The sequence below is a fragment of the Neisseria sp. HMSC074B07 genome (assembly GCF_001810355.1).
GTDB lineage: Bacteria > Pseudomonadota > Gammaproteobacteria > Burkholderiales > Neisseriaceae > Neisseria.
Window position 1 is genome coordinate 53,755 of record NZ_KV800981.1, and the last position, 18,321, is coordinate 72,075.

General features: G+C 49.1%; 20 protein-coding genes and 1 tRNA gene. 15 read left to right on the forward strand and 6 right to left on the reverse strand.

Features of this window, described 5'->3' with window-relative positions; translation table 11 throughout:
- Positions 1 to 74 precede the first annotated feature (74 nt).
- Both truB and rbfA read right to left on the reverse strand, forming a co-directional pair.
- Positions 75 to 989, reverse strand: a complete 915-nt coding sequence (gene truB, locus HMPREF2726_RS11385) for a tRNA pseudouridine(55) synthase TruB (protein WP_009312094.1) — start codon at positions 987 to 989, stop codon at positions 75 to 77.
- A 106-nt stretch (positions 990 to 1,095) separates the two neighbouring features.
- Positions 1,096 to 1,467 (reverse strand): 30S ribosome-binding factor RbfA, encoded by a 372-nt coding sequence (rbfA, locus tag HMPREF2726_RS11390; protein ID WP_003685554.1) that lies wholly within the window; start codon positions 1,465 to 1,467, stop codon positions 1,096 to 1,098.
- Positions 1,468 to 1,585: 118 nt separating this feature from the next.
- Here rbfA and HMPREF2726_RS11395 point away from each other — a divergent pair, with 118 nt between their 5' ends.
- The 4 genes from HMPREF2726_RS11395 (at position 1,586) to HMPREF2726_RS11410 (ending at position 4,931) form a co-directional block, all read left to right on the forward strand.
- Positions 1,586 to 2,626, forward strand: coding sequence for a Gfo/Idh/MocA family oxidoreductase (locus tag HMPREF2726_RS11395; RefSeq protein WP_009312090.1), 1,041 nt, complete (start codon positions 1,586 to 1,588; stop codon positions 2,624 to 2,626).
- A 162-nt stretch (positions 2,627 to 2,788) separates the two neighbouring features.
- The gene (gene upp / locus HMPREF2726_RS11400) at positions 2,789 to 3,415 is read left to right on the forward strand and encodes a uracil phosphoribosyltransferase (protein ID WP_003744890.1); all 627 of its coding nucleotides are present in this window, start codon (positions 2,789 to 2,791) and stop codon (positions 3,413 to 3,415) included.
- Positions 3,416 to 3,668: 253 nt separating this feature from the next.
- Complete coding sequence (locus HMPREF2726_RS11405) at positions 3,669 to 3,986, forward strand: DUF2322 family protein (protein ID WP_003763340.1); 318 nt, start codon at positions 3,669 to 3,671, stop codon at positions 3,984 to 3,986.
- Between the two features lie 138 nt (positions 3,987 to 4,124).
- A complete protein-coding gene (locus HMPREF2726_RS11410) occupies positions 4,125 to 4,931 on the forward strand; it encodes a DUF4198 domain-containing protein (RefSeq protein ID WP_009313193.1) in 807 nt (268 codons plus the stop codon).
- A gap of 108 nt (positions 4,932 to 5,039) precedes the next feature.
- Here the strand turns inward: HMPREF2726_RS11410 and HMPREF2726_RS11415 are convergent, their stop codons facing one another.
- Positions 5,040 to 5,600 carry a pseudouridine synthase gene (locus tag HMPREF2726_RS11415; protein ID WP_009312071.1) on the reverse strand — a complete coding sequence of 187 codons (561 nt, stop codon included), beginning with the start codon at positions 5,598 to 5,600 and terminating at the stop codon, positions 5,040 to 5,042.
- A 165-nt stretch (positions 5,601 to 5,765) separates the two neighbouring features.
- Here HMPREF2726_RS11415 and HMPREF2726_RS11420 point away from each other — a divergent pair.
- Positions 5,766 to 5,858: transfer RNA gene (locus tag HMPREF2726_RS11420), tRNA-Ser, on the forward strand.
- Between the two features lie 232 nt (positions 5,859 to 6,090).
- Here the strand turns inward: HMPREF2726_RS11420 and HMPREF2726_RS11425 are convergent.
- On the reverse strand, positions 6,091 to 6,549 hold the full coding sequence (locus HMPREF2726_RS11425; protein WP_003763338.1) for a c-type cytochrome: 459 nt from the start codon (positions 6,547 to 6,549) through the stop codon (positions 6,091 to 6,093).
- Between the two features lie 126 nt (positions 6,550 to 6,675).
- On the opposite strand from HMPREF2726_RS11425, the gene HMPREF2726_RS11430 reads away from it, so the two are divergent.
- The 5 genes from HMPREF2726_RS11430 (at position 6,676) to HMPREF2726_RS11450 (ending at position 11,594) form a co-directional block, all read left to right on the forward strand.
- Positions 6,676 to 7,503, forward strand: a complete 828-nt coding sequence (locus HMPREF2726_RS11430; RefSeq protein WP_009312070.1) for an SDR family oxidoreductase — start codon at positions 6,676 to 6,678, stop codon at positions 7,501 to 7,503.
- Between the two features lie 133 nt (positions 7,504 to 7,636).
- Positions 7,637 to 8,113, forward strand: coding sequence for a Fur family transcriptional regulator (locus HMPREF2726_RS11435; protein WP_003744587.1), 477 nt, complete (start codon positions 7,637 to 7,639; stop codon positions 8,111 to 8,113).
- Complete coding sequence (locus HMPREF2726_RS11440) at positions 8,101 to 9,030, forward strand: CobW family GTP-binding protein (protein WP_060974892.1); 930 nt, start codon at positions 8,101 to 8,103, stop codon at positions 9,028 to 9,030. The genes HMPREF2726_RS11435 and HMPREF2726_RS11440 overlap by 13 nt, the downstream gene beginning before the upstream one ends.
- A gap of 160 nt (positions 9,031 to 9,190) precedes the next feature.
- The gene (locus HMPREF2726_RS11445) at positions 9,191 to 10,483 is read left to right on the forward strand and encodes an AAA family ATPase (RefSeq protein ID WP_009312068.1); all 1,293 of its coding nucleotides are present in this window, start codon (positions 9,191 to 9,193) and stop codon (positions 10,481 to 10,483) included.
- Between the two features lie 58 nt (positions 10,484 to 10,541).
- Positions 10,542 to 11,594, forward strand: coding sequence for an ABC transporter permease subunit (locus HMPREF2726_RS11450; protein WP_009312067.1), 1,053 nt, complete (start codon positions 10,542 to 10,544; stop codon positions 11,592 to 11,594).
- Positions 11,595 to 11,643: 49 nt separating this feature from the next.
- Here the strand turns inward: HMPREF2726_RS11450 and HMPREF2726_RS11455 are convergent, their stop codons facing one another.
- Both HMPREF2726_RS11455 and HMPREF2726_RS11460 read right to left on the reverse strand, forming a co-directional pair.
- The gene (locus HMPREF2726_RS11455) at positions 11,644 to 12,090 is read right to left on the reverse strand and encodes a hypothetical protein (RefSeq protein ID WP_070603422.1); all 447 of its coding nucleotides are present in this window, start codon (positions 12,088 to 12,090) and stop codon (positions 11,644 to 11,646) included.
- Positions 12,083 to 12,556, reverse strand: a complete 474-nt coding sequence (locus HMPREF2726_RS11460; protein ID WP_009312065.1) for a hypothetical protein — start codon at positions 12,554 to 12,556, stop codon at positions 12,083 to 12,085. The genes HMPREF2726_RS11455 and HMPREF2726_RS11460 overlap by 8 nt, the downstream gene beginning before the upstream one ends.
- 142 nt (positions 12,557 to 12,698) lie before the next feature.
- On the opposite strand from HMPREF2726_RS11460, the gene HMPREF2726_RS11465 reads away from it, so the two are divergent.
- The 5 genes from HMPREF2726_RS11465 to trxA all read left to right on the forward strand — a co-directional run bounded on the left by HMPREF2726_RS11465 (position 12,699) and on the right by trxA (position 18,085).
- Positions 12,699 to 13,079, forward strand: a complete 381-nt coding sequence (locus tag HMPREF2726_RS11465) for a helix-turn-helix domain-containing protein (protein WP_036529308.1) — start codon at positions 12,699 to 12,701, stop codon at positions 13,077 to 13,079.
- A gap of 67 nt (positions 13,080 to 13,146) precedes the next feature.
- Entirely contained in the window at positions 13,147 to 14,163 is a 1,017-nt protein-coding gene (locus HMPREF2726_RS11470; RefSeq protein WP_070603423.1) for an ABC transporter permease, read from the forward strand.
- Between the two features lie 156 nt (positions 14,164 to 14,319).
- The gene (locus tag HMPREF2726_RS11475) at positions 14,320 to 15,861 is read left to right on the forward strand and encodes a fatty acid--CoA ligase (RefSeq protein ID WP_070603426.1); all 1,542 of its coding nucleotides are present in this window, start codon (positions 14,320 to 14,322) and stop codon (positions 15,859 to 15,861) included.
- 193 nt (positions 15,862 to 16,054) lie between these two features.
- Positions 16,055 to 17,602: an ABC transporter ATP-binding protein gene (locus tag HMPREF2726_RS11480; RefSeq protein WP_009312061.1), complete on the forward strand. Its 1,548-nt coding sequence runs from the start codon at positions 16,055 to 16,057 to the stop codon at positions 17,600 to 17,602.
- A 150-nt stretch (positions 17,603 to 17,752) separates the two neighbouring features.
- Entirely contained in the window at positions 17,753 to 18,085 is a 333-nt protein-coding gene (trxA, locus tag HMPREF2726_RS11485) for a thioredoxin TrxA (RefSeq protein WP_009312060.1), read from the forward strand.
- Positions 18,086 to 18,321: the final 236 nt, after the last annotated feature.

The following is an 18,321-nucleotide window of genomic DNA, read 5'->3' on the forward strand; positions in this document are numbered from 1 at the left end:
TGTCTCATTTTTATTTTAATCCACTATATATTTCAGACGACCTTTTCCATATTTTCGCTTAAGAATCAGATTCTTCATTCTTTCGCCGTGTTCATCAGCCGCAGGGCTTTGAGGCGGCTGATTTCTTTTTGGTATTCCACCAAGCCGATAAATGTTCCGCTTCTGTCGTAAACGCGGATGGGCTGGTCGGCAGAGATGTTTTCGGTAAACTGTGGGCGCTGGCCGCATTTGAGCATGGTTACGGCGCGGTCGTTCAGTTCGATTTTGGGGAAGTGCCGCACTAAAACGTCGCAGGGCAGGAGCAGGGCGTCGCGTTTAGTTTCGTTTAATTCTGCCAAGGCTTCGAGCGTGTGGCTTTCGCGGATGGTGAAACCGGCAGTTTCGGTGCGGCGCAGGGCGGTCAGGTGGGCGAACGTGCCGATGTGTTTGGCGATGTCTTCGCTGAGGGTGCGGATGTAGGTGCCTTTGCTGCAACGTACGTCGATGACGGCTTTGGACGCGTCAAACTCGGTAATATCGATGGCGTAAATGGTGATATCACGCGGTTTGCGTTCGATGACGATGCCTTTTCGGGCGTATTCGTACAGCGGTTTGCCTTCGTGTTTGAGGGCGGAAAACATCGGCGGTACTTGGCGGATGTTGCCTGTCAGGGCTTGGCATGCCGTCTGAAATTCGGCTAAGGAAATATCGGCGCGGGCAGTGGCGATGATTTCACCTTCTGCATCGCCGGTGCTGCTGGCTTCGCCGAGTTTCAGCGTGGCGGTGTAGGCTTTATCGGCATCCAGCAGGTATTGGGCGAACTTGGTCGCTTCGCCGAAGCAGACGGGCAAAAGTCCGGTTGCCAAAGGATCGAGTACGCCGGTATGCCCCGCTTTCTCGGCGTTGTAGAGACGGCGGGTTTTTTGCAGGGCGGTGTTGCTGGAAAGTCCTTCGGGCTTGTCGAGCAGGAGGACGCCGTTGACGGGGCGTTTGGCGGGTTTGGCGGTCATGATGGGGAAGGGTAAGTGGCAGTTGTATGGGTGGGAAAGATTGCAAAAGGTCGTCTGAAAACAGGTTCGCGCTTTGACTGCGGCGTTTTTCAGACGACCTTTACCTTTAATCTTCCACCGGCTTTTCCGCCGCCACTTGGTCAATGAGGCTGGAAATGCTCATGCCGCGTTCGAGCGATTCGTCGTATTTGAAGTGCAGTTCGGGCGTTTTGAAGAGTTTGATGCGTTTGGCCAGCTCGCTGCGCAAGTGGCCTTTGGCGTGTTCCAAGGCTTCTTCGGTAATGTCGCGGGTGCTGTCGTCGAGGACGGTGTAGAACACGGTGGCGTGGCTGTAATCGCGGGTGACTTCGACTTCGTTGATGGTGATGAAGCCTGCGCGCGGGTCTTTCAGGCCGGTGCGGACCAGCTCGGCCAGTTCGCGCATGATTTGTTCTTTGACACGGTCTTGGCGGGCATAGCCGCGTTGCGGTTTTCTCATGGTTTTCCTTAAACGGCGGCGGCCGTTTCAACTTTGTTTTCAGACGGCCTGTGTGAAATAAATGCGGTATTATAACGGATATACGGCAATTTGAGGCCGTCTGAAAAGGAGTTTGGCTATGCAGAAAATCAAAATCGGATTGGCAGGGTTCGGCATGTCGGCGCAGGTGTTCCATCTGCCGTTTTGGCGTGCGGATGCGCAGTTTGAAGTCGTGCGCGTGTTTGAACGCAGCGGCAATAGGGCGCAGGAAGTCCTGCCGCAGGCGCAGACCGTGCGTTCGTTTGAGGAGTTGCTTACCGACGATGTGGATTTGGTGGTCGTGACCACGCCGAACCAGACGCATTTCGATTTTGCCGCTCAGGCTTTGCGTGCGGGTAAAAATGTGGTGGTGGAAAAACCGTTGTGCGCCACGGCGGCGCAAGCTCGTGAATTGGCGGAACTTGCCGAGCGGCAGGGCGTATTGCTGACCGTTTACCAAAACCGCCGTTGGGACAGCGCGCCGCTGACCGCCAAAAAACTGCTTTCAGACGACCTTTTGGGCGAAATTGTGGATGCGGAGTTCCGTTTCGAGCGTTATGCGGCTGCCTTGAACAAAAAACGCTGGAAGGAAACGGGCGAGGCGGGCGTAGGGCTGGTGTACGATTTGGGTTCGCACCTCATGGATATGGCGGTCGATGTTTTCGGGATGCCCGACGAGCTTTATGCCGACGTGCGCTATCAGCATGACGGAGCAGTCAGCGACGATAATTTCTATATCGCGCTTTATTACGCCGACGGCAAAAAAGTCGCCCTGACCGCAAGCAAATATGCCCGCGAACCTTTGCCGTTCATGACCTTGCACGGCAAACGCGGTTCATACGTCAAACAAAACGCCGACAACCAAGAAGCCCTGCTGCTCGGCGGCGCGCAACCCGTCGGGGCGTGGAACCGTGAGCCGCAAGACGAATGGGGCATCCTGCATACGGAAATCGATGGGGTGGTTGTCCGCAAAAAAATCGAAAGCGTCAGCGGCAATTATGCAGCGTTTTATGAAAACCTTTATGACGCACTGCAAGGCAAATCTCCCGCAGCGGTGCAGCCGCGCCAAGTGGCGGAGGTGCTGTGGTTGCTGGAAAAAGTATATGAAAGCGCGAAATCAGGATGTAGGGTGAAGGTATAGGGAGCGGTTTAAACCTCCGAAGAGCAGGGCGGGGCAAAACCATTGGGGAAACGTAAGCCTGAAGATCGCAGAAAATAAGCCGCCGTTGCGTATCCTTTATTTTGTTTCGTTATAAAAAAAAGTATAATCACACCCATTCAAAAACAATCCGAGGCCTGCCAAATGAACGTAACCGTTATCAATCACCCCCTTGTCCGCCACAAACTCACGCTCATGCGCGAGGCCGATTGCAGCACTTACAAATTCCGCACCCTCACTACCGAGCTGGCGCGCCTGATGGCTTACGAAGCCAGCCGTGATTTTGAAATTGAAAAATACATTATCGACGGCTGGTGTGGTCAAATCGAAGGCGACCGCATCAAGGGTAAAACCTTGACCGTCGTACCGATTTTGCGTGCCGGTCTGGGTATGCTCGACGGTGTGCTCGACCTGATTCCGACTGCCAAAATCAGCGTGGTCGGATTGCAGCGCGACGAAGAAACGCTCAAACCCGTTTCCTATTTTGAAAAATTCGTGGACAGCATGGACGAACGCCCCGCGCTGATTATCGACCCCATGCTCGCCACCGGCGGCTCTATGGTGGCTACCATCGACCTGTTGAAGGCGAAAGGCTGCAAAAATATCAAGGCGTTGGTACTCGTCGCCGCGCCCGAAGGCGTCAAAGCCGTCAATGAAGCGCATCCCGACGTCACCATCTACACCGCCGCCCTCGACAGCCATCTGAACGAAAACGGCTACATTATCCCCGGCTTGGGCGATGCGGGCGATAAGATTTTCGGTACGCGCTGATTCGTGATTTGAGGTCGTCTGAAACTGAATGTATGGGTTTCAGACGACCTTTTTATAGTGGATTAACTTTAAATCAGGACAAGGTGACGAAGCCGCAGACAGTACAGATAGTACGGAACCGATTCACTTTGGTGCTTCAGCACCTTAGAGGAATCGTTCTCTTTGAACTAAGGCGAGGTAACGCCGTCGGTTTAAAGTTAAGCCACTATATAAGGTATTTTTCGTTGAAAATCCCATGTTAGAAAGGACAACCATGAGCTTCCAAGACAACCTCGCCGCCATGCCCGACATCGGTCATTTGAGCGGACTCGACATCCTTGACGCACAAGGCAAAGCCGTCCATCACATCCCCAATGCGCCCGGCAAGCAAGGCTCGCTGAAACTCTACAACGCTTTGGCATTGAATTTCGGTGGCAAGCTCGATGCCGCTGCTGCTGCGCAGGGTTTGGATTGGTTTGCCGAACATGTTGCCGACGCGCAAGCCAATCCGGGCAAACATCCCAATATCGATCTGCTGTTGCAAGTGAAAAACGAAAACCTCAGATTGCTTCTAAAGCCGGTTAACGCTTAAACATCAGCTAAGCGAAAGGTCGTCTGAAAACAGAAATCCTGTTTTCAGACGACCTTTTTTTCATGAAACCGTTTTGTTATAAATAAAATTGTTATATTATAACCAATCAAATTTCTACCCGATACATTTGGAGAACCCATGAAAAAAACCGCATTGTTCATCGCATCCGCGCTCCTGTTCAGCACAACCGCCCAAGCACACCGCGTCTGGGTCGAAACCGCCCATACACACGGCGGCGAATACCTACAAGCCGAATTGGGCTATGGCGAGTTCCCCGAACTTGAACCCATCGCCAAAGACCGCCTGCACATTTTCAGCAAGCCCATGCAGCTGATTACCGAAAAAGGCAAAGAAAATCTGATTCAAAAAGGGACGTACAACTATCAATACCGCAGCAAACTCCCTGTCAAAGATGGCAGCTACCTCGTTACCGCCGAATACCAGCCGACTTTCTGGTCTAAAAACAGCGCAGGCTGGAAACAAGCGAGCATCAAAGAAATGCCTGACGCCAGCTATTGCGAACAAACCCGAATGTTCGGTAAAAACATCGTCAACGTCGGACACGAAAGCGCAGACACCGCCGTCATCACCAAGCAAGTCGGACAACATCTGGAAATCGTTCCGTTGGACAACCCCGCCAACGTCCACGTCGGCGAACGCTTTAAAGTCCGCGTCCTTTTCAACGGCGAGCCGCTGCCCAACGCCACCGTTACCGCCACATTTGACGGCTTCGACACCAGCGACCGCAGCAAAACCCACAAAACCGAAGCCCAAGCCTTCTCCGATACTACGGACGACAAAGGCGAAGTCAGCATCATCCCCCTGCGTCAAGGCTTCTGGAAAGCCAGCGTAGAACACAAAGCCGATTTCCCCGATCAAAGCGTGTGCCAAAAACAGGCGAACTACACCACCCTGACCTTCCAAATCGGTCATACGCATCATTAATATCCAATAACAAAGGTCGTCTGAAAACCGTATTGCAGGGTTTTCAGACGACCTTTTTCGTTATCAGCCAATCAATTTCAGCCAATTAATTTAATAAACAGCCATCCATCAAGGCTTATGCGGCGCAAACGTCCATTGACCAAGCGGCAGGCCCAAATCAAACACGTTCAGACGACCTATTGCCACCCTGACCAAACGCAGGCACGGAAAACCCGCCTTAGCCGTCATCCGCCTGACTTGCCGGTTTTTTCCTTCCGAAATCCGAATTTCCACCCAAAAATCAGGCACGGACTTGCGCACGCGGATAGGCGGCACGCGCGGCCATAAAACATCTGCTTCGTCCGCTTCCAACACGCGAACCTTTGCCGGACGAGTGACAAAATCGCCCAAATCCACTCCGCGCCGCAGCATATCCAGCTTCGCTTCGTCGGGCGAACCTTCCACCTGCGCCCAATAAGTTTTCTCCAGCTTAAACTTAGGATCTGCAATCCGCGCCTGCAAACGCCCGTCGTTCGTCAACAGCAGCAAACCCTCGCTGTCCGTATCCAAGCGTCCCGCCGGATAAAAGTCCGGCAGCACCACATAATCTTTCAAACACCCATACTTTTCATGCGTCGAAAACTGGCAAATCACGCCATAAGGCTTGTTCAATACGATTAAATCATTCATTTTCATCACATCCTGAAACCAAGCATGAATTGTACCAGCCGTCGCATACGGGCTACAATTTCACGCTTCTTTATATTTTATACAAATGATTTCATACGGTTAAAAAATACCCTGAAGCCCAGCTTGACACGCCCGAGTCAAACCAGTATATTACGCACTTCCTTAGGAGTAATGGCTGAGAGGCTGAAGGCACTTCCCTGCTAAGGAAGCATGTGGGGTCAACCTGCATCGAGGGTTCGAATCCCTCTTACTCCGCCACCATACGAAAACCCGTCGATTATCTGACGGGTTTTCTTTTTAGCGTTTTTGTGAAAACAAGGATAACTGACAGGCAAACCGTCAAACTTGACGTTTACGGAACATGAAAGCGTTTGCACGAAGGCTGGATTGCCGTTGAAGCCGATTATTAAGCACGGCAATCATTAAAAATCAAAAAAAGGTCGTCTGAAACCGGATTTCAGACGACCTTTTTGTATGTCAGTGCAGCGGCTTATTCTTCCGGAGCGCGGAAGGTGTCGTGGCAGGATTTGCAGCTTGCGCCGGTTTCGCCGTAAGCGGCTTTGATTTCTTCCAGCTTGCCGGTTTGCGCGGCGGCGTTCAGTTTTTCAACGGCAGCGGCGAATTTGTCCTCTTCGGCTTTGAATTTGGCCGCATCAGACCAAACCGCAGGCAGGGCGCGGCCGTTGCCTTTGTCGTCAGATTGGAAGAAGGTGAAAGGTTTTTTGCTGGTTTCGGCAAAAGTTGCCGCAGCCTGCTTGAATTTTTCCACGTCGTAAGGTTCTTCGCCTTTTACCATTTTGCCCATGCTGGAGAACTCGGGCATCATGGATTTGAACGCGGTGGTACGGTCTTCGGAGATCGGACCTTTGGGTTGCGCAGGTGCGCCGCCACCGCAGGCGGCAAGGGTCAGGGCAGCGAGCAGCGCCGCTGAGAAGAGTTTGGTATTCATGGCTTTGGTGTCCTGTGATAGTATTTTGTTATTCATATTTTTCAGACGACATCCGAAGAGGTCGTCTGAAAAGTTGCAATCATACCTGAAATGGGTTTACAAAACGAGAAAAGAAAGGAAATAGTTATGGCGATTTTGGTTACCGGCGCGTCTGCTGGTTTCGGCGAGGCGATGTGCCGCACGTTTGTACAGGCCGGTTATTCCGTTATCGGCGCGGCACGGCGCGGCGAGAAACTGCAGGCATTGGCATCCGAATTGGGCGAGCGGTTTTATCCTTTGGAAATGGACGTTTCGCGTACCGAGTCGATACGCAACGCGCTCGACAGCCTGCCTGAAAATTTTGCCGAAATCGATTGCCTGATCAACAACGCCGGATTGGCGTTGGGTTTGGAAACAGCGGACAAAGCAGATTTCGGCGATTGGGAAACCATGATTCAAACAAATATCGTCGGTCTGACTTTCCTGACGCGCCAAATCCTGCCGCAAATGGCGGAGCGCAAACAAGGCTATATCATGAATCTGGGTTCGATTGCCGGCAGCTATGCCTACGAGGGCAGCAACGTGTACGGCGCGACCAAGGCGTTTGTGCGCCAGTTCAGCATGAACCTGCGCGCGGAATTGGCGGATAAAAACATCCGCGTCACCAACATCGAGCCGGGTTTGTGCGGCGGTACCGAGTTTTCCAATGTCCGCTTTAAGGGCGATGACGAGCGGGCGGAAAAGGTTTATGAAAACGTCGAATCCATCCGACCGCAAGACATCGCGGATACGGCTTTGTGGCTCTATCAGCGTCCGGCGCACATGAACGTCAACTCCATCGAAATCATGCCCGTCGCCCAAACGTTTGCCGGTATGAAAGTGATCCGCAATACGCTGCCCGTGCCCGCACAGGCGGAAAGTTTCGAGAAACAGAGTATGTCTTTGTTTGCACGGATTAAGTCGTGGTTCAAATAGGCAGATTGGATGGGATGGGTCGTCTGAACGGTGGCGCTCGGGTTCAGACGACCTCCGAATATCTGCATCTTACATAAACACGTTATAATGTAATCCTCTCCGTTCAGAATTTTAAGGTCGTCTGAAAGCCTTTATGAAACACGCAATCAAACAAAAAATCCTCGAACAGGCACGCCGTGACGGCGTACAGGTAACCGCTTTGCGCGAGCAGGTGCTCGATATCGTTTTGCAGCAAAGCGGCGTGATTAAAGCCTACAACGTCTTGTCGCAGATGCAGCAGCAGAGCGAGGGCGTGGTTGCGCCGCCGACGGCCTACCGCGCCCTTGATTTTTGGGCGGAGCAGGGCGTTTTGCACAAAGTGGCGGCGGTCAACGGCTATATTTTGTGCAGCCACGCGCAGCACGAGTGCGACGACCATTGCCACGACCACGAAGAAGCCGAAGCGCACCATAGCGCGTTTATTTTGGTCTGCACCGAATGCGGCACGGCGGACGAACAAACCCTGAGCCACGAATGGGCGGCACTGCGCGCAGGCGTTGCCGAAAGCGGCTTTGCGCTGAAAGAAGAACACGTTGTTTTAACTGGAATCTGTAAAAAATGTCAGAAGTGAAAAAAACTAAAGTCCACCTGATTTCAGGTTTTCTGGGAACAGGCAAAACCACCGCGCTCAAAAGCCTGATGGAGCAAAAAGACCCGAACGAAAAATGGGTCATCATCGTCAACGAGTTTGGCGAAATCGGTATTGACGGCGCCGTATTGAGCGACAACGGCATCCCCGTGGCAGAAATCGCCGGCGGCTGTTTGTGTTGTACCGCCGGCCCGCAAATGGGCGTAACCGTACAGAAAATGCTGCGCGACGCCAAGCCCGACCGCCTGATGATTGAGGCAAGCGGACTGGCACACGCCGCCAGTGTCATTGACGAATTGAAAGCCAAACCGCTGGACAGTCTTCTGGAAATCGGCGCCGTCTTTACCGTCGTCGATCCGCGCCAGTTCATCAACCCCGATTACGCGCAGCAGGCGTTGTATAAAGACCAAATCGGCATCTGCGACGTATTGGTCGCCAGCAAAACCGATTTATGCACCCCCGAACAGCTTGCCGAATTTCATGACAAAGCGGCAAAACTGTTCCCACCCAAAGCCAAAGTGGTCGAAGTCCAAAACGCACAGCTCGACATCCAATGGCTTGACATTCCCGTTATCGAAAAATCACGTTACCGTCTCAAAGCCCTGCCGGACAACACCATGGGCTTCCAGTCGCAAGGTTTCACATTCCCCGCCGGACGCGATTTCGACGGCGAAAAATTGACCAACTTCTTCAACGACCTGACCAAATTCACAGACGGCCTCGTCCGCGCCAAAGGCGTGTTCCAAGTGCTCGGCACATGGGTGTGGCTCAACTGGGTGGACGGGCAATGGGGCGCCAACCAAGTCTCATGGCGCCGCGACTCGCGCTTCGAGCTGATTGCCAAGTCGTTTGACGCGGATTTGATTGAGAAGAAACTGCAAGAGGCTTTGGAGAAATAAGGAAGGTCGTCTGAAAAGTTTATTGCATTAAAGCTTGTAAAAATAATAGTTAGGGCAGACATCAATGTAAGATTGTGTCTATTCATGTATTATTGAATATGATTACCAAATTTACGAGCTACTGCGAACCTGTAAAGAATCAATACTTAGAAAGAGAAATATGAAAATTACAGAAGTTTTTACTCCTAAAAGTAGTGCTATAAATCCTATGATGTATGTCGCGCGCCCTCAATTAGAAAGTAAATTGAAACGAGCTATTGAAAGGGATTTTCACACTCTAATTTATGGAGAGAGTGGTAATGGAAAATCATGGCTTTACAAAAAGGTTTTAACGGAAGAAGGAGTACCATATAAGATAGTAAACTTAGGTACTGCAGCTAGAAATGGTTCTATTTCACAGGAGATTTTTAATGTCATTTCTCCGTTAGATTTTTATGAAAAAACAGGGTACAGCGAAACTAAACAGACAGGAATTTCTGCTGGTTTTAATCTTGGAGTAAAGGCAGAAGTTGGAGGTAAGATAAATCATGTAGGACAATATTCAATTAGATCTAATGATATTTTGCTTAAAGCATTTAATTTATTTAATAATGCGCATAAAGATCAAAGAAAATTTATTGTATTGGATAATTTAGAGGCTATTTTTAATAATGAAAATTTAATGGATGAGTTAGCAAATATTATTTTGCTACTTGATGATGAAAGATATTCTATATATAAGGTGTATTTCTTGCTTGTGGGAACCCCTAATGGAGTTTTACAATATTTTAGAAAAACTAAAAATACGGAATCAGTATCAAATAGAATAAAAGAAATGGATGAAGTTGGAGGTTTATCTATTAAACAAGTGCAATATATTATTGAAAATGGTTTAAATCTATTAGGATTTATAATTTCTAAGGAAGAACTTAATTTTTTGATTAACCATGTTTTCAATGTGACTTTGGGAATTGCACAACGAGTTCAAGAATATGGTGAACAATTAGCGTACGCAATCCAAGATAATAATAATATGTATGATAAGGAACTAATTAAGATTGCTGATTATGAATGGCTTAAAGATGGATTAAAAGAATGTTATCAGCAAATTGAAAATAATCTAAATAGTATCAATACGGAGATAGCTAGGAAAAATCAAGTTATTTATTGCATAGCAAAAATTGAAGCTCATCAGTTTAATTCAAATGATATTACATCTTTAATTAAAGAGGAGTTTCCACAGACAATTCCTGAAACTAATATGGGTATTGGTAATATTCTTTCGGAATTAAGTAAAGGAGATTCTCCATTAATAATTAGAAATAATAAAGTTAATTCTTATTCAATAAAAGATCCAAAATATTTAATGTGTATTAGGATAATGCTTAGAAAAAGTTATGATAGTAAAAAAGTTGAAAAATTGAACTTTGGACAGTTTGCACAGAGAGGTTTAGATTTTGGAGATTCTGAGTAAGAAGAAAATGTATTATCAATATATTGTTGCTTGCTAAAATAATTTAAAGATACCAAATATGTACCGTTACATCTCCCACCGCCTCTTACTCTTAATCCCCACGCTGTTGGGGATTTTGGCGATTACTTTTGCCGTTATCCAATTTGTGCCGGGCGGGCCGGTCGAGCAGATGGTGCAGCAGTTGACGCATGGTGCGGTCAGCGGCGAGACGGCGAATGCGACGGCGGGCAATATCATGAAAAACGGCAACCGCATCAGTCCGGAAGATTTGGCGGCGTTGAATGCGCTGTACGGTTTCGATAAGCCGCCGCTGACGCGGTTTGCGGATATGGTGTGGCGGTTTGCCCGTTTTGATTTGGGCAAGAGTTTTTTCCATCATGAAACCGTGTTCGAGCTGGTCAAACAGAAAATGCCGGTGTCGATGAGCTTGGGCTTGTGGACGTTTTTCCTGACTTATCTGATTTGTATCCCGTTGGGCATTGCCAAGGCGGTGCGCGACGGCAGCCGTTTTGACGCGGTAACGGGGATGGTAGTGCTGGTCGGTTATACCATACCGCCGTTTGTGTTGGGTTTGGTGCTGCTGGTGTTATTCGGCGGCGGCAGCTTTTTTGCGTGGTTCCCGCAGGGCGGGTTGGTCGGCGATGATTTCGATACGTTGTCGTGGGCGGGCAAAATTAAGGATTATCTGTGGCACATGGCGCTGCCGATTACGGCTTCGGTGGCGGGCAGTCTGGCGGTAACGACGGTGTTGACGAAAAACGTGTTTCTTGAAGAAATCCGCCGCCAATATGTCTATACTGCCCGCGCCAAGGGTTTGCCGGAAAAACAGATTTTGTGGAAACACGTTTTCCGCAACGCGATGATTCCGCTGATTACCGGCTTTCCCGCTGCCTTTATCGGCGCGTTTTTCACCGGCAGCCTGCTGATTGAAACCTTGTTCTCGCTCGACGGGCTGGGGCTGCTTTCCTACGAGGCGGTGATGAAGCGCGATTATCCGGTGGTGATGGGAACGCTGTATGTGTTCACGCTGATGGGTTTGCTGGCGAAATTGGTGTCGGATATTTCTTATTCGTGGGTCGATCCGCGCATTCATTTCGGCGGACAGAAATAGGTCGTCTGAAAAAAAAACATTCAGACGACCTATTAATTAACTTACAAATTCAAATAATATCAAAACCACATCTGTTTATATATTCATTGACTGGAGATATTTCTTGCGATACCGTTGGAGGGCATATTGTTACAATTTTTGCAAAATTTACATCATCAGAAGTAACAAATAAACTACCTCCTAAATTATTGGATTTTTTTGGCATCGGTATAAGTACATATACTCCGTCAATTAGTATCAGAAATTTATGAGCTATTTCTGTTTGATTATATTTAACAATATATTTGACTTTATAAACCGGTTTTTTACCTGATATATTATCAAACGGAGTAGAAGGAAGCCAATCCTCATCAAAATCTTCGAAATTCGAATCGCGCTCTATTCTTAGATTAACATCAGAACGATAAATAAACAGTCCTCGATTTTCATTTCTCTGCCATTCATCAGGATTAGAGTTTTTTAAGATCTCATCGATCTCATTTATTGTATTAATCATTCAATATTCCTTCTTGTTTAAATTTAGGAACTAAATAATTGGATAGCATATGACGATAAGCGCCAGCAAAAAAACGACATTCATCAATAAAATCAGCAGGATTAAAACCTTTGCCATATCTATACACTGCCCTGGCTGAAAAAACGCATATACTCTGCTCTTTATCAAGCCTTATGTAAGACCGTATGTTAAATCTTTTATTCATTTCGTTTATTAGATTAAGAATAAAACGTTCATTGTTCTCAAATTCGTTATAAGTACATAGAGCAGTATTTTCTCCTATATCGAACTGCTTTTCTTTAGGATCAAGTCCAATAAGCACACCTTCTGAATTTAGTTCTATCATCCAATAATATGAATCTGAATCAGAGAGATATTGTGCTTCTTTGATATCGATATAGGCATTTTTGAAAATATTTGTTATTTTCTGACTGGTAACGAATTCTGGGTCAATCAGTTCATACATATTGTTTCCTTTTTTAAATAAGTTGTAAGTAGCAATGCGTTTGCCAGCGCAATAATATGATATACTACTAAAAAAATCGAGCCACCAACAAATTATCCATTAGCCCACCCGAAAAGTATCAAAAAGTATTGAAGTGAATATTATGCAAATTAACGAAAAAATCAAGAAAGTTCGAGAATTGAGTCGACTTACACAAGAGGAAATGGCTTCCCGGTTAAATATGTCTACCAATGGCTATGCTAAGATTGAACAGGGAAAAACGAGAATGAATATTCCAATGTTGGAGCGGATTACTACCATATTGGGTATTAATTTGATGGAGTTGCTGAAGGCTGATGATAGAAGCCTGATTTATTTAATTAATAAAAATATTCAATATGATGGCAATCATTATGCAAACGAAAGTACTATAAAGTTAGAAAAATTGCAACTTATACTGGATCACAAGAATGAGTTGTTACTACAAAAAGAACGTGAAATCGAAGCATTGAAATTGGCACTATCTGCTTTTCAAAATGTATAATTTCATGTCTATATCCTTATATATCAGGCCGACTGAAAATTTTCAGTCGGCCTGATAATAACAAGCTATGAGTAAACATTTTTCTTACTGGCAGGCATTCAAGCAACACAAACGCGGCTGGTTCGCGCTGCGGGTTTTGGCCGTTTTGTTTGCCGTCGCGCTGCTTGCGCCTTTGTGGAGCAACGACAAGCCCTTGTGGATACGTTATCAGGGCGAATATTATTTTCCGCTGGTAAACGAATACAACGAAACCGTGTTCGGCGGCGATTTCGATACGCCTGCCGATTACCTCGACCCGCTGATACGCGGCAACATCACATCAAACGGCAATTACGCCGTTTATCTGCCCAATCCCTACGATGCCGATACGCTTAATGATTTCGACACGCAGCCGGACCCTGCAAGTCCGTCCGAAAGGCACTTGCTCGGCACGGACGACCGCGGTCGCGATGTCTTGGCGCGTTTGGTTTACGGATTCCGCGATTCCCTGTTGTTTGCCCTTGCATTGACCTTTGTAACGACCGTAATCGGCGTGATCACCGGCGCGGTGCAGGGTTATTTCGGCGGCAAGACCGACCTTTTGATGCAGCGTTTTATCGAAATCTGGGGCGGGATGCCGGAGCTTTATCTGCTGATTATCCTGTCTTCGTTTTTTAATCCCAGTTTGTTGATTTTGCTGGTGTTGCTGTCGCTGTTCGGCTGGATGGGGCTGTCGGACTACGTCCGCGCCGAGTTTTTGAAAAACCGTCAGGCGGATTACGTTTTGGCGGCGCGTTCGATGGGCGTGGCCAACCGCGCGATTATGTGGCGGCACATCCTGCCCAACAGCCTGACGCCCGTATTGGCGTTTCTGCCTTTCCGCATCTCCGGCGCGGTGCTTGCGCTGACCAGCTTGGATTTCCTCGGTTTGGGCGTTCCCGCGTCGCAGGCGAGCTTGGGCGAACTCTTGGCGCAGGGTAAGGACAACTTGGACGCTTGGTGGATAGGCTTGTCCACCGTCGGTACGCTGACGATTATGCTGCTTTTGCTGGTGATGATAGGCGAGGGCTTGCGTCAGGCGTTTGACGTGCGCGCGAGGGGATGATTTTCCGTATTGCGGATGAATATAAAAATAGCCGATAGCTCATTTTCCTGCTATATAGATGGCTTTTCAGGCCGATGCTTGTTTTCAGGGCGAAAAAACCTGTTTATGGGCGCGACCGCAAAAATATTTTACTCACTTAATTTTTAAAGAATTTCAATGAATCAAACACACAACACAAACTTTTACGAAATGCTGACCGCTGCCTGCCGTAAAAACGGCAAAGGTACTGCGGTGTTCAACGACAAAGAAAAAACCACCTACCACGCGCTCAAGCAAGAAGTCGATGCCGTAGCCGCATATCTGCAAAATATGGGCGTCAAATTCGGGGACAAAGTGGCTTTGGCAGTGTCCAATTCGCCGGAGTTTATCAGCGCCTATTTTGCCGTCTCCGCCATCGGCGCGGTTGCCGTACCGATGAATACGTTTTTGAAAAACAACGAATACGCGTATATTTTGAACGACTGCAAAGCGCGGTTTATGTTTGCTTCGGCAGGTTTGCAGAAAGAATTGAAGGGGCTGAAGAAACAGACCCGCGTCGAGAAAATCATTTGGATAGGCGAAGCGAAAGCAGCGGACGAAGCCGATGTGCGTTTTGAAGAAGCGCGCCGTTTTTCGGGTATGCCCGATTTGAGCCGCCAACCGAAAATCGATGATTTGGCGCATATTATTTACACTTCCGGTACGACAGGCCATCCCAAAGGCGCATTGATCAGCTATGGCAACCTGTTTTCCAACCTTGAAGGCATCGAGCGCATCTTTAAGATTACCAAACGCGACCGCTTCGTCGTGTTCCTGCCGATGTTCCACAGCTTTACGCTGACGGCCATGGTGTTGCTGCCGATTTATATGGCGTGTTCGATTATTTTGGTGAAATCCGTTTTCCCGTTCTCCAACGTTTTGAAACAGGTTTTATTCAAACGCGCGACCGTGTTTTTGGGCGTGCCCGCGATTTACACCGCCATGAGCAAAGCGAAAATCCCTTGGTATTTCAGATGGTTCAACCGCGTCCGTCTGTTTATCAGCGGCGGCGCGCCTTTGGCGGAACAAACCATCCTCGACTTTAAAGCGAAGTTTCCGCGTGCCAAGCTTTTGGAAGGCTACGGCTTGAGCGAATGCTCGCCCGTCGTCGCCGTCAACACGCCCGAAAGGCAAAAAGCCCGCAGCGTCGGCATCGCCTTGCCCGGATTGGAAGTCAAAGCCGTCAACGACGAATTGGTCGAAGTACCGACGGGCGAAGTGGGCGAACTCATCGTCAAAGGCGGTTCGGTCATGCAGGGATACCTGAATATGCGCGATGCCACGGACGAAGCCATCGTTAACGGCTGGCTGAAAACAGGCGATTTTGTCACGATAGACGAAGACGGCTTTATCTTTATCGTCGACCGCAAAAAAGACCTGATTATTTCCAAAGGGCAAAACGTTTATCCGCGCGAAATCGAAGAGGCGATTTACAAACTCGACGCCGTCGAAGCCACAGCCGTCATCGGCGTGAAAGACCAATACGCCGACGAAGAAATCATCGCCTTTATCCAACTCAAAGACGGCGAAACGCTGGACGAAGCCGACGTGCGCGCCCATTTGCGCGGACATTTGGCGAATTTCAAAATCCCCAAACAGATTTACTTTAAAGACGAACTGCCGAAAAACGCCACGGGCAAAGTGTTGAAACGGGTGTTGAAAGAGCAGTTTCAGAAATAATTAAGCGTTCAGACGACCTCGGTTTGCGGGTTTGAATCAGAGGTCGTCTGAAAAGCAGAAAGCCGATGTTTGTTGGGCGTGTTTCTTGTAAACCATCAGATATGGCTTATTGCTTCGTAAAGATTTCTGCCCGTGCGGCGGGTATTGCCGATTTGATTCCAACCGTTTTCCGTTTTTAGACGACCTCGATACCATGACGAAACCCATCCTTGAAATTGAAAACCTAAACGCCTTTTTCCCCGGCAAGCAAGTCCTGCACGATGTCAGCCTGACCGTACAGACCGGCAGGAAACTGGCATTGGTCGGCGAGAGCGGCAGCGGTAAAACCGTGTTGGCGCAGGGCATTATGCGGCTGAATCCGCTGGTGTCGTTTGAAGGTCGTCTGAAATTCGACAGCAACGATTTGCTGACCCAATCCGAACGCGCCCTGCAAAAGCTGCGCGGGCGGGAAATCGGCATGGTGTTTCAAGAACCGATGACCGCGCTCAACCCCGTGATGCGCGTCGGCGCGCAGATTGCCGAAGTGCTGACCCTGCATCTGGGTTTGGACAAAAAACAGGCATGGGCGAGGGCGGTCGAACTTTTGGCGGAAACCGGCATCCGCGAGCCTGAGCAGAAAGCCTTTGCCTATCCCTTCCAGCTTTCTGGCGGACAGCGGCAGCGGGCGATGATTGCGATGGCGGTTGCCGCCGAACCCAAGCTCTTGATTGCCGACGAACCGACCACCGCCTTGGATGTCGCCGTGCAGGCGCAGATTCTCGATTTGTTGGCGCGCTTGCAGCAGGCGCACAACATGACCATGCTCTACATCACCCACGACCTGAACCTTGTCCGCCGCTTTGCGGACGACGTCGCCGTGATGCGCGGCGGACGCATTGTCGAAACGGGCGCAGCGGCGGAAGTGTTCGCCCGTCCGCAACACGAATATACGAAAATGCTGTTGAACGCCGGTGCCGCACGCAAGGTCGTGCCTTTGGCGGGCAATCCTGCCACCGTCTTGCAGGCGGAGCAGCTTTCCGTTGCCGTCAAAGAAACGGCGGGCTGGTTCAAAAAACGCAGCAAAACCCTGCTGGAGCCGGTGTCCTTCGATTTGAAAGCGGGCGAAACGCTGGGCATCATCGGCGAAAGCGGCTGCGGCAAAACCACGCTGGCAAAAGCCGTCATGCACCTTATCGACGCGGAAGGTCGTCTGAAAATCAACGGCGAAGCTTGGACGCGCGAATCGAGGCGCGACATCCAAATGGTGTTCCAAGACCCGTTCGGCGCATTCAACCCGCGCATGAACGTCTTTAATATCGTTTCCGAAGCCCTGCGCGTCCACGAACCCGATTTGTCCCGCGCAGAAATGCGGCAGCGCGTGCAAGACGTATTGCGTCAGGTCGGACTGCCCGAAGACGCGCTCGAACGCTATCCGCACGCCTTTTCCGGCGGACAACGCCAGCGGCTCGCCATCGCCCGTGCCATCATCGTCCGCCCGAAAATCCTCGTTTTGGACGAACCCACCAGCGCGCTCGACGTACAATGGCAGCAACAGATTCTGGAGCTGCTCGCCGATTTGCAGAAAAAACACGGTCTCAGCCTCATCATCATCAGCCACGACCTCGCCGTCATCCGCGCCCTGTCGCACCGCGTGATGGTGCTGAAAGACGGCAAAATCGTTGAAGAGGGCGGCTGCGAAACCGTATTTGCCAACCCTTCCAGCGATTACACGCGCCATCTGATGAGCTTTAGGGCAGGCTGACCGATCGGGCAGGTCGTCTGAAAAACATTAGCCAATCCCGATGGCAACCTTACAAAAAAGCTATTACACTTTTGCGACACTTGAAATTTTCAGCCCCAAGCCCTATTCTGCACAACATCTGATTCAATTTGACACAAAAAGGAAAAACTCATGAGCAGCGAACTGATTATCCACACTACTGATGCAAATTTCGAACAAGACGTTTTGAAATCCGACGTTCCCGTATTGCTCGACTTCTGGGCACCTTGGTGCGGCCCTTGCAAAATGATCGCTCCGATCTTGGACGACATCGCCGCCGAATTTGAAGGTCGTCTGAAAGTCGTCAAACTCAACATCGACGAAAACGAAGCCACCCCCGCCAAATTCGGCGTGCGCGGTATTCCGACGTTGATGGTGTTCAAAAACGGCGAAAACGTCGCCACCAAAGTCGGCGCTTTGGCAAAAGGTCAATTGACCGCATTTGTAAACGCTTCTTTGGCTTAAGTTTCAACAACGCAAAAGGTCGTCTGAAAATGTTCAGACGACCTTTTTGTATGTTTGGATTTTAGGGAAACGGGATGCTTTACCTATTCTCTTCTTTATCGTTCGAGGATTTCGGCAAACGGGCATTGCCCGATTAAATTCGCTTTAATCTGCGCTAAAAAGGTCGTCTGAAAACCTAGTATCAGGTTTTCAGACGACCTTTCGTATAGTGGATTAACTTTAAACCAGTACGGCGT

What these genes read in the sequence shown, in the direction of transcription:
- HMPREF2726_RS11395 (WP_009312090.1), top strand. Translation starts at nt 1,586, where the DNA reads ATGCAGAAAATCAAAATCGGATTGGCAGGGTTCGGCATGTCGGCGCAG.
- HMPREF2726_RS11475 (WP_070603426.1), top strand. Translation starts at nt 14,320, where the DNA reads ATGAATCAAACACACAACACAAACTTTTACGAAATGCTGACCGCTGCC.
- HMPREF2726_RS11440 (WP_060974892.1), top strand. Translation starts at nt 8,101, where the DNA reads ATGTCAGAAGTGAAAAAAACTAAAGTCCACCTGATTTCAGGTTTTCTG.
- HMPREF2726_RS11445 (WP_009312068.1), top strand. Translation starts at nt 9,191, where the DNA reads ATGAAAATTACAGAAGTTTTTACTCCTAAAAGTAGTGCTATAAATCCT.
- HMPREF2726_RS11410 (WP_009313193.1), top strand. Translation starts at nt 4,125, where the DNA reads ATGAAAAAAACCGCATTGTTCATCGCATCCGCGCTCCTGTTCAGCACA.
- HMPREF2726_RS11455 (WP_070603422.1), bottom strand. Translation starts at nt 12,090, where the DNA reads ATGATTAATACAATAAATGAGATCGATGAGATCTTAAAAAACTCTAAT.
- HMPREF2726_RS11460 (WP_009312065.1), bottom strand. Translation starts at nt 12,556, where the DNA reads ATGTATGAACTGATTGACCCAGAATTCGTTACCAGTCAGAAAATAACA.
- HMPREF2726_RS11425 (WP_003763338.1), bottom strand. Translation starts at nt 6,549, where the DNA reads ATGAATACCAAACTCTTCTCAGCGGCGCTGCTCGCTGCCCTGACCCTT.
- trxA (WP_009312060.1), top strand. Translation starts at nt 17,753, where the DNA reads ATGAGCAGCGAACTGATTATCCACACTACTGATGCAAATTTCGAACAA.
- HMPREF2726_RS11435 (WP_003744587.1), top strand. Translation starts at nt 7,637, where the DNA reads ATGAAACACGCAATCAAACAAAAAATCCTCGAACAGGCACGCCGTGAC.
- HMPREF2726_RS11470 (WP_070603423.1), top strand. Translation starts at nt 13,147, where the DNA reads ATGAGTAAACATTTTTCTTACTGGCAGGCATTCAAGCAACACAAACGC.
- HMPREF2726_RS11415 (WP_009312071.1), bottom strand. Translation starts at nt 5,600, where the DNA reads ATGAATGATTTAATCGTATTGAACAAGCCTTATGGCGTGATTTGCCAG.
- HMPREF2726_RS11465 (WP_036529308.1), top strand. Translation starts at nt 12,699, where the DNA reads ATGCAAATTAACGAAAAAATCAAGAAAGTTCGAGAATTGAGTCGACTT.
- HMPREF2726_RS11480 (WP_009312061.1), top strand. Translation starts at nt 16,055, where the DNA reads ATGACGAAACCCATCCTTGAAATTGAAAACCTAAACGCCTTTTTCCCC.
- HMPREF2726_RS11450 (WP_009312067.1), top strand. Translation starts at nt 10,542, where the DNA reads ATGTACCGTTACATCTCCCACCGCCTCTTACTCTTAATCCCCACGCTG.
- HMPREF2726_RS11430 (WP_009312070.1), top strand. Translation starts at nt 6,676, where the DNA reads ATGGCGATTTTGGTTACCGGCGCGTCTGCTGGTTTCGGCGAGGCGATG.
- upp (WP_003744890.1), top strand. Translation starts at nt 2,789, where the DNA reads ATGAACGTAACCGTTATCAATCACCCCCTTGTCCGCCACAAACTCACG.
- truB (WP_009312094.1), bottom strand. Translation starts at nt 989, where the DNA reads ATGACCGCCAAACCCGCCAAACGCCCCGTCAACGGCGTCCTCCTGCTC.
- HMPREF2726_RS11405 (WP_003763340.1), top strand. Translation starts at nt 3,669, where the DNA reads ATGAGCTTCCAAGACAACCTCGCCGCCATGCCCGACATCGGTCATTTG.
- rbfA (WP_003685554.1), bottom strand. Translation starts at nt 1,467, where the DNA reads ATGAGAAAACCGCAACGCGGCTATGCCCGCCAAGACCGTGTCAAAGAA.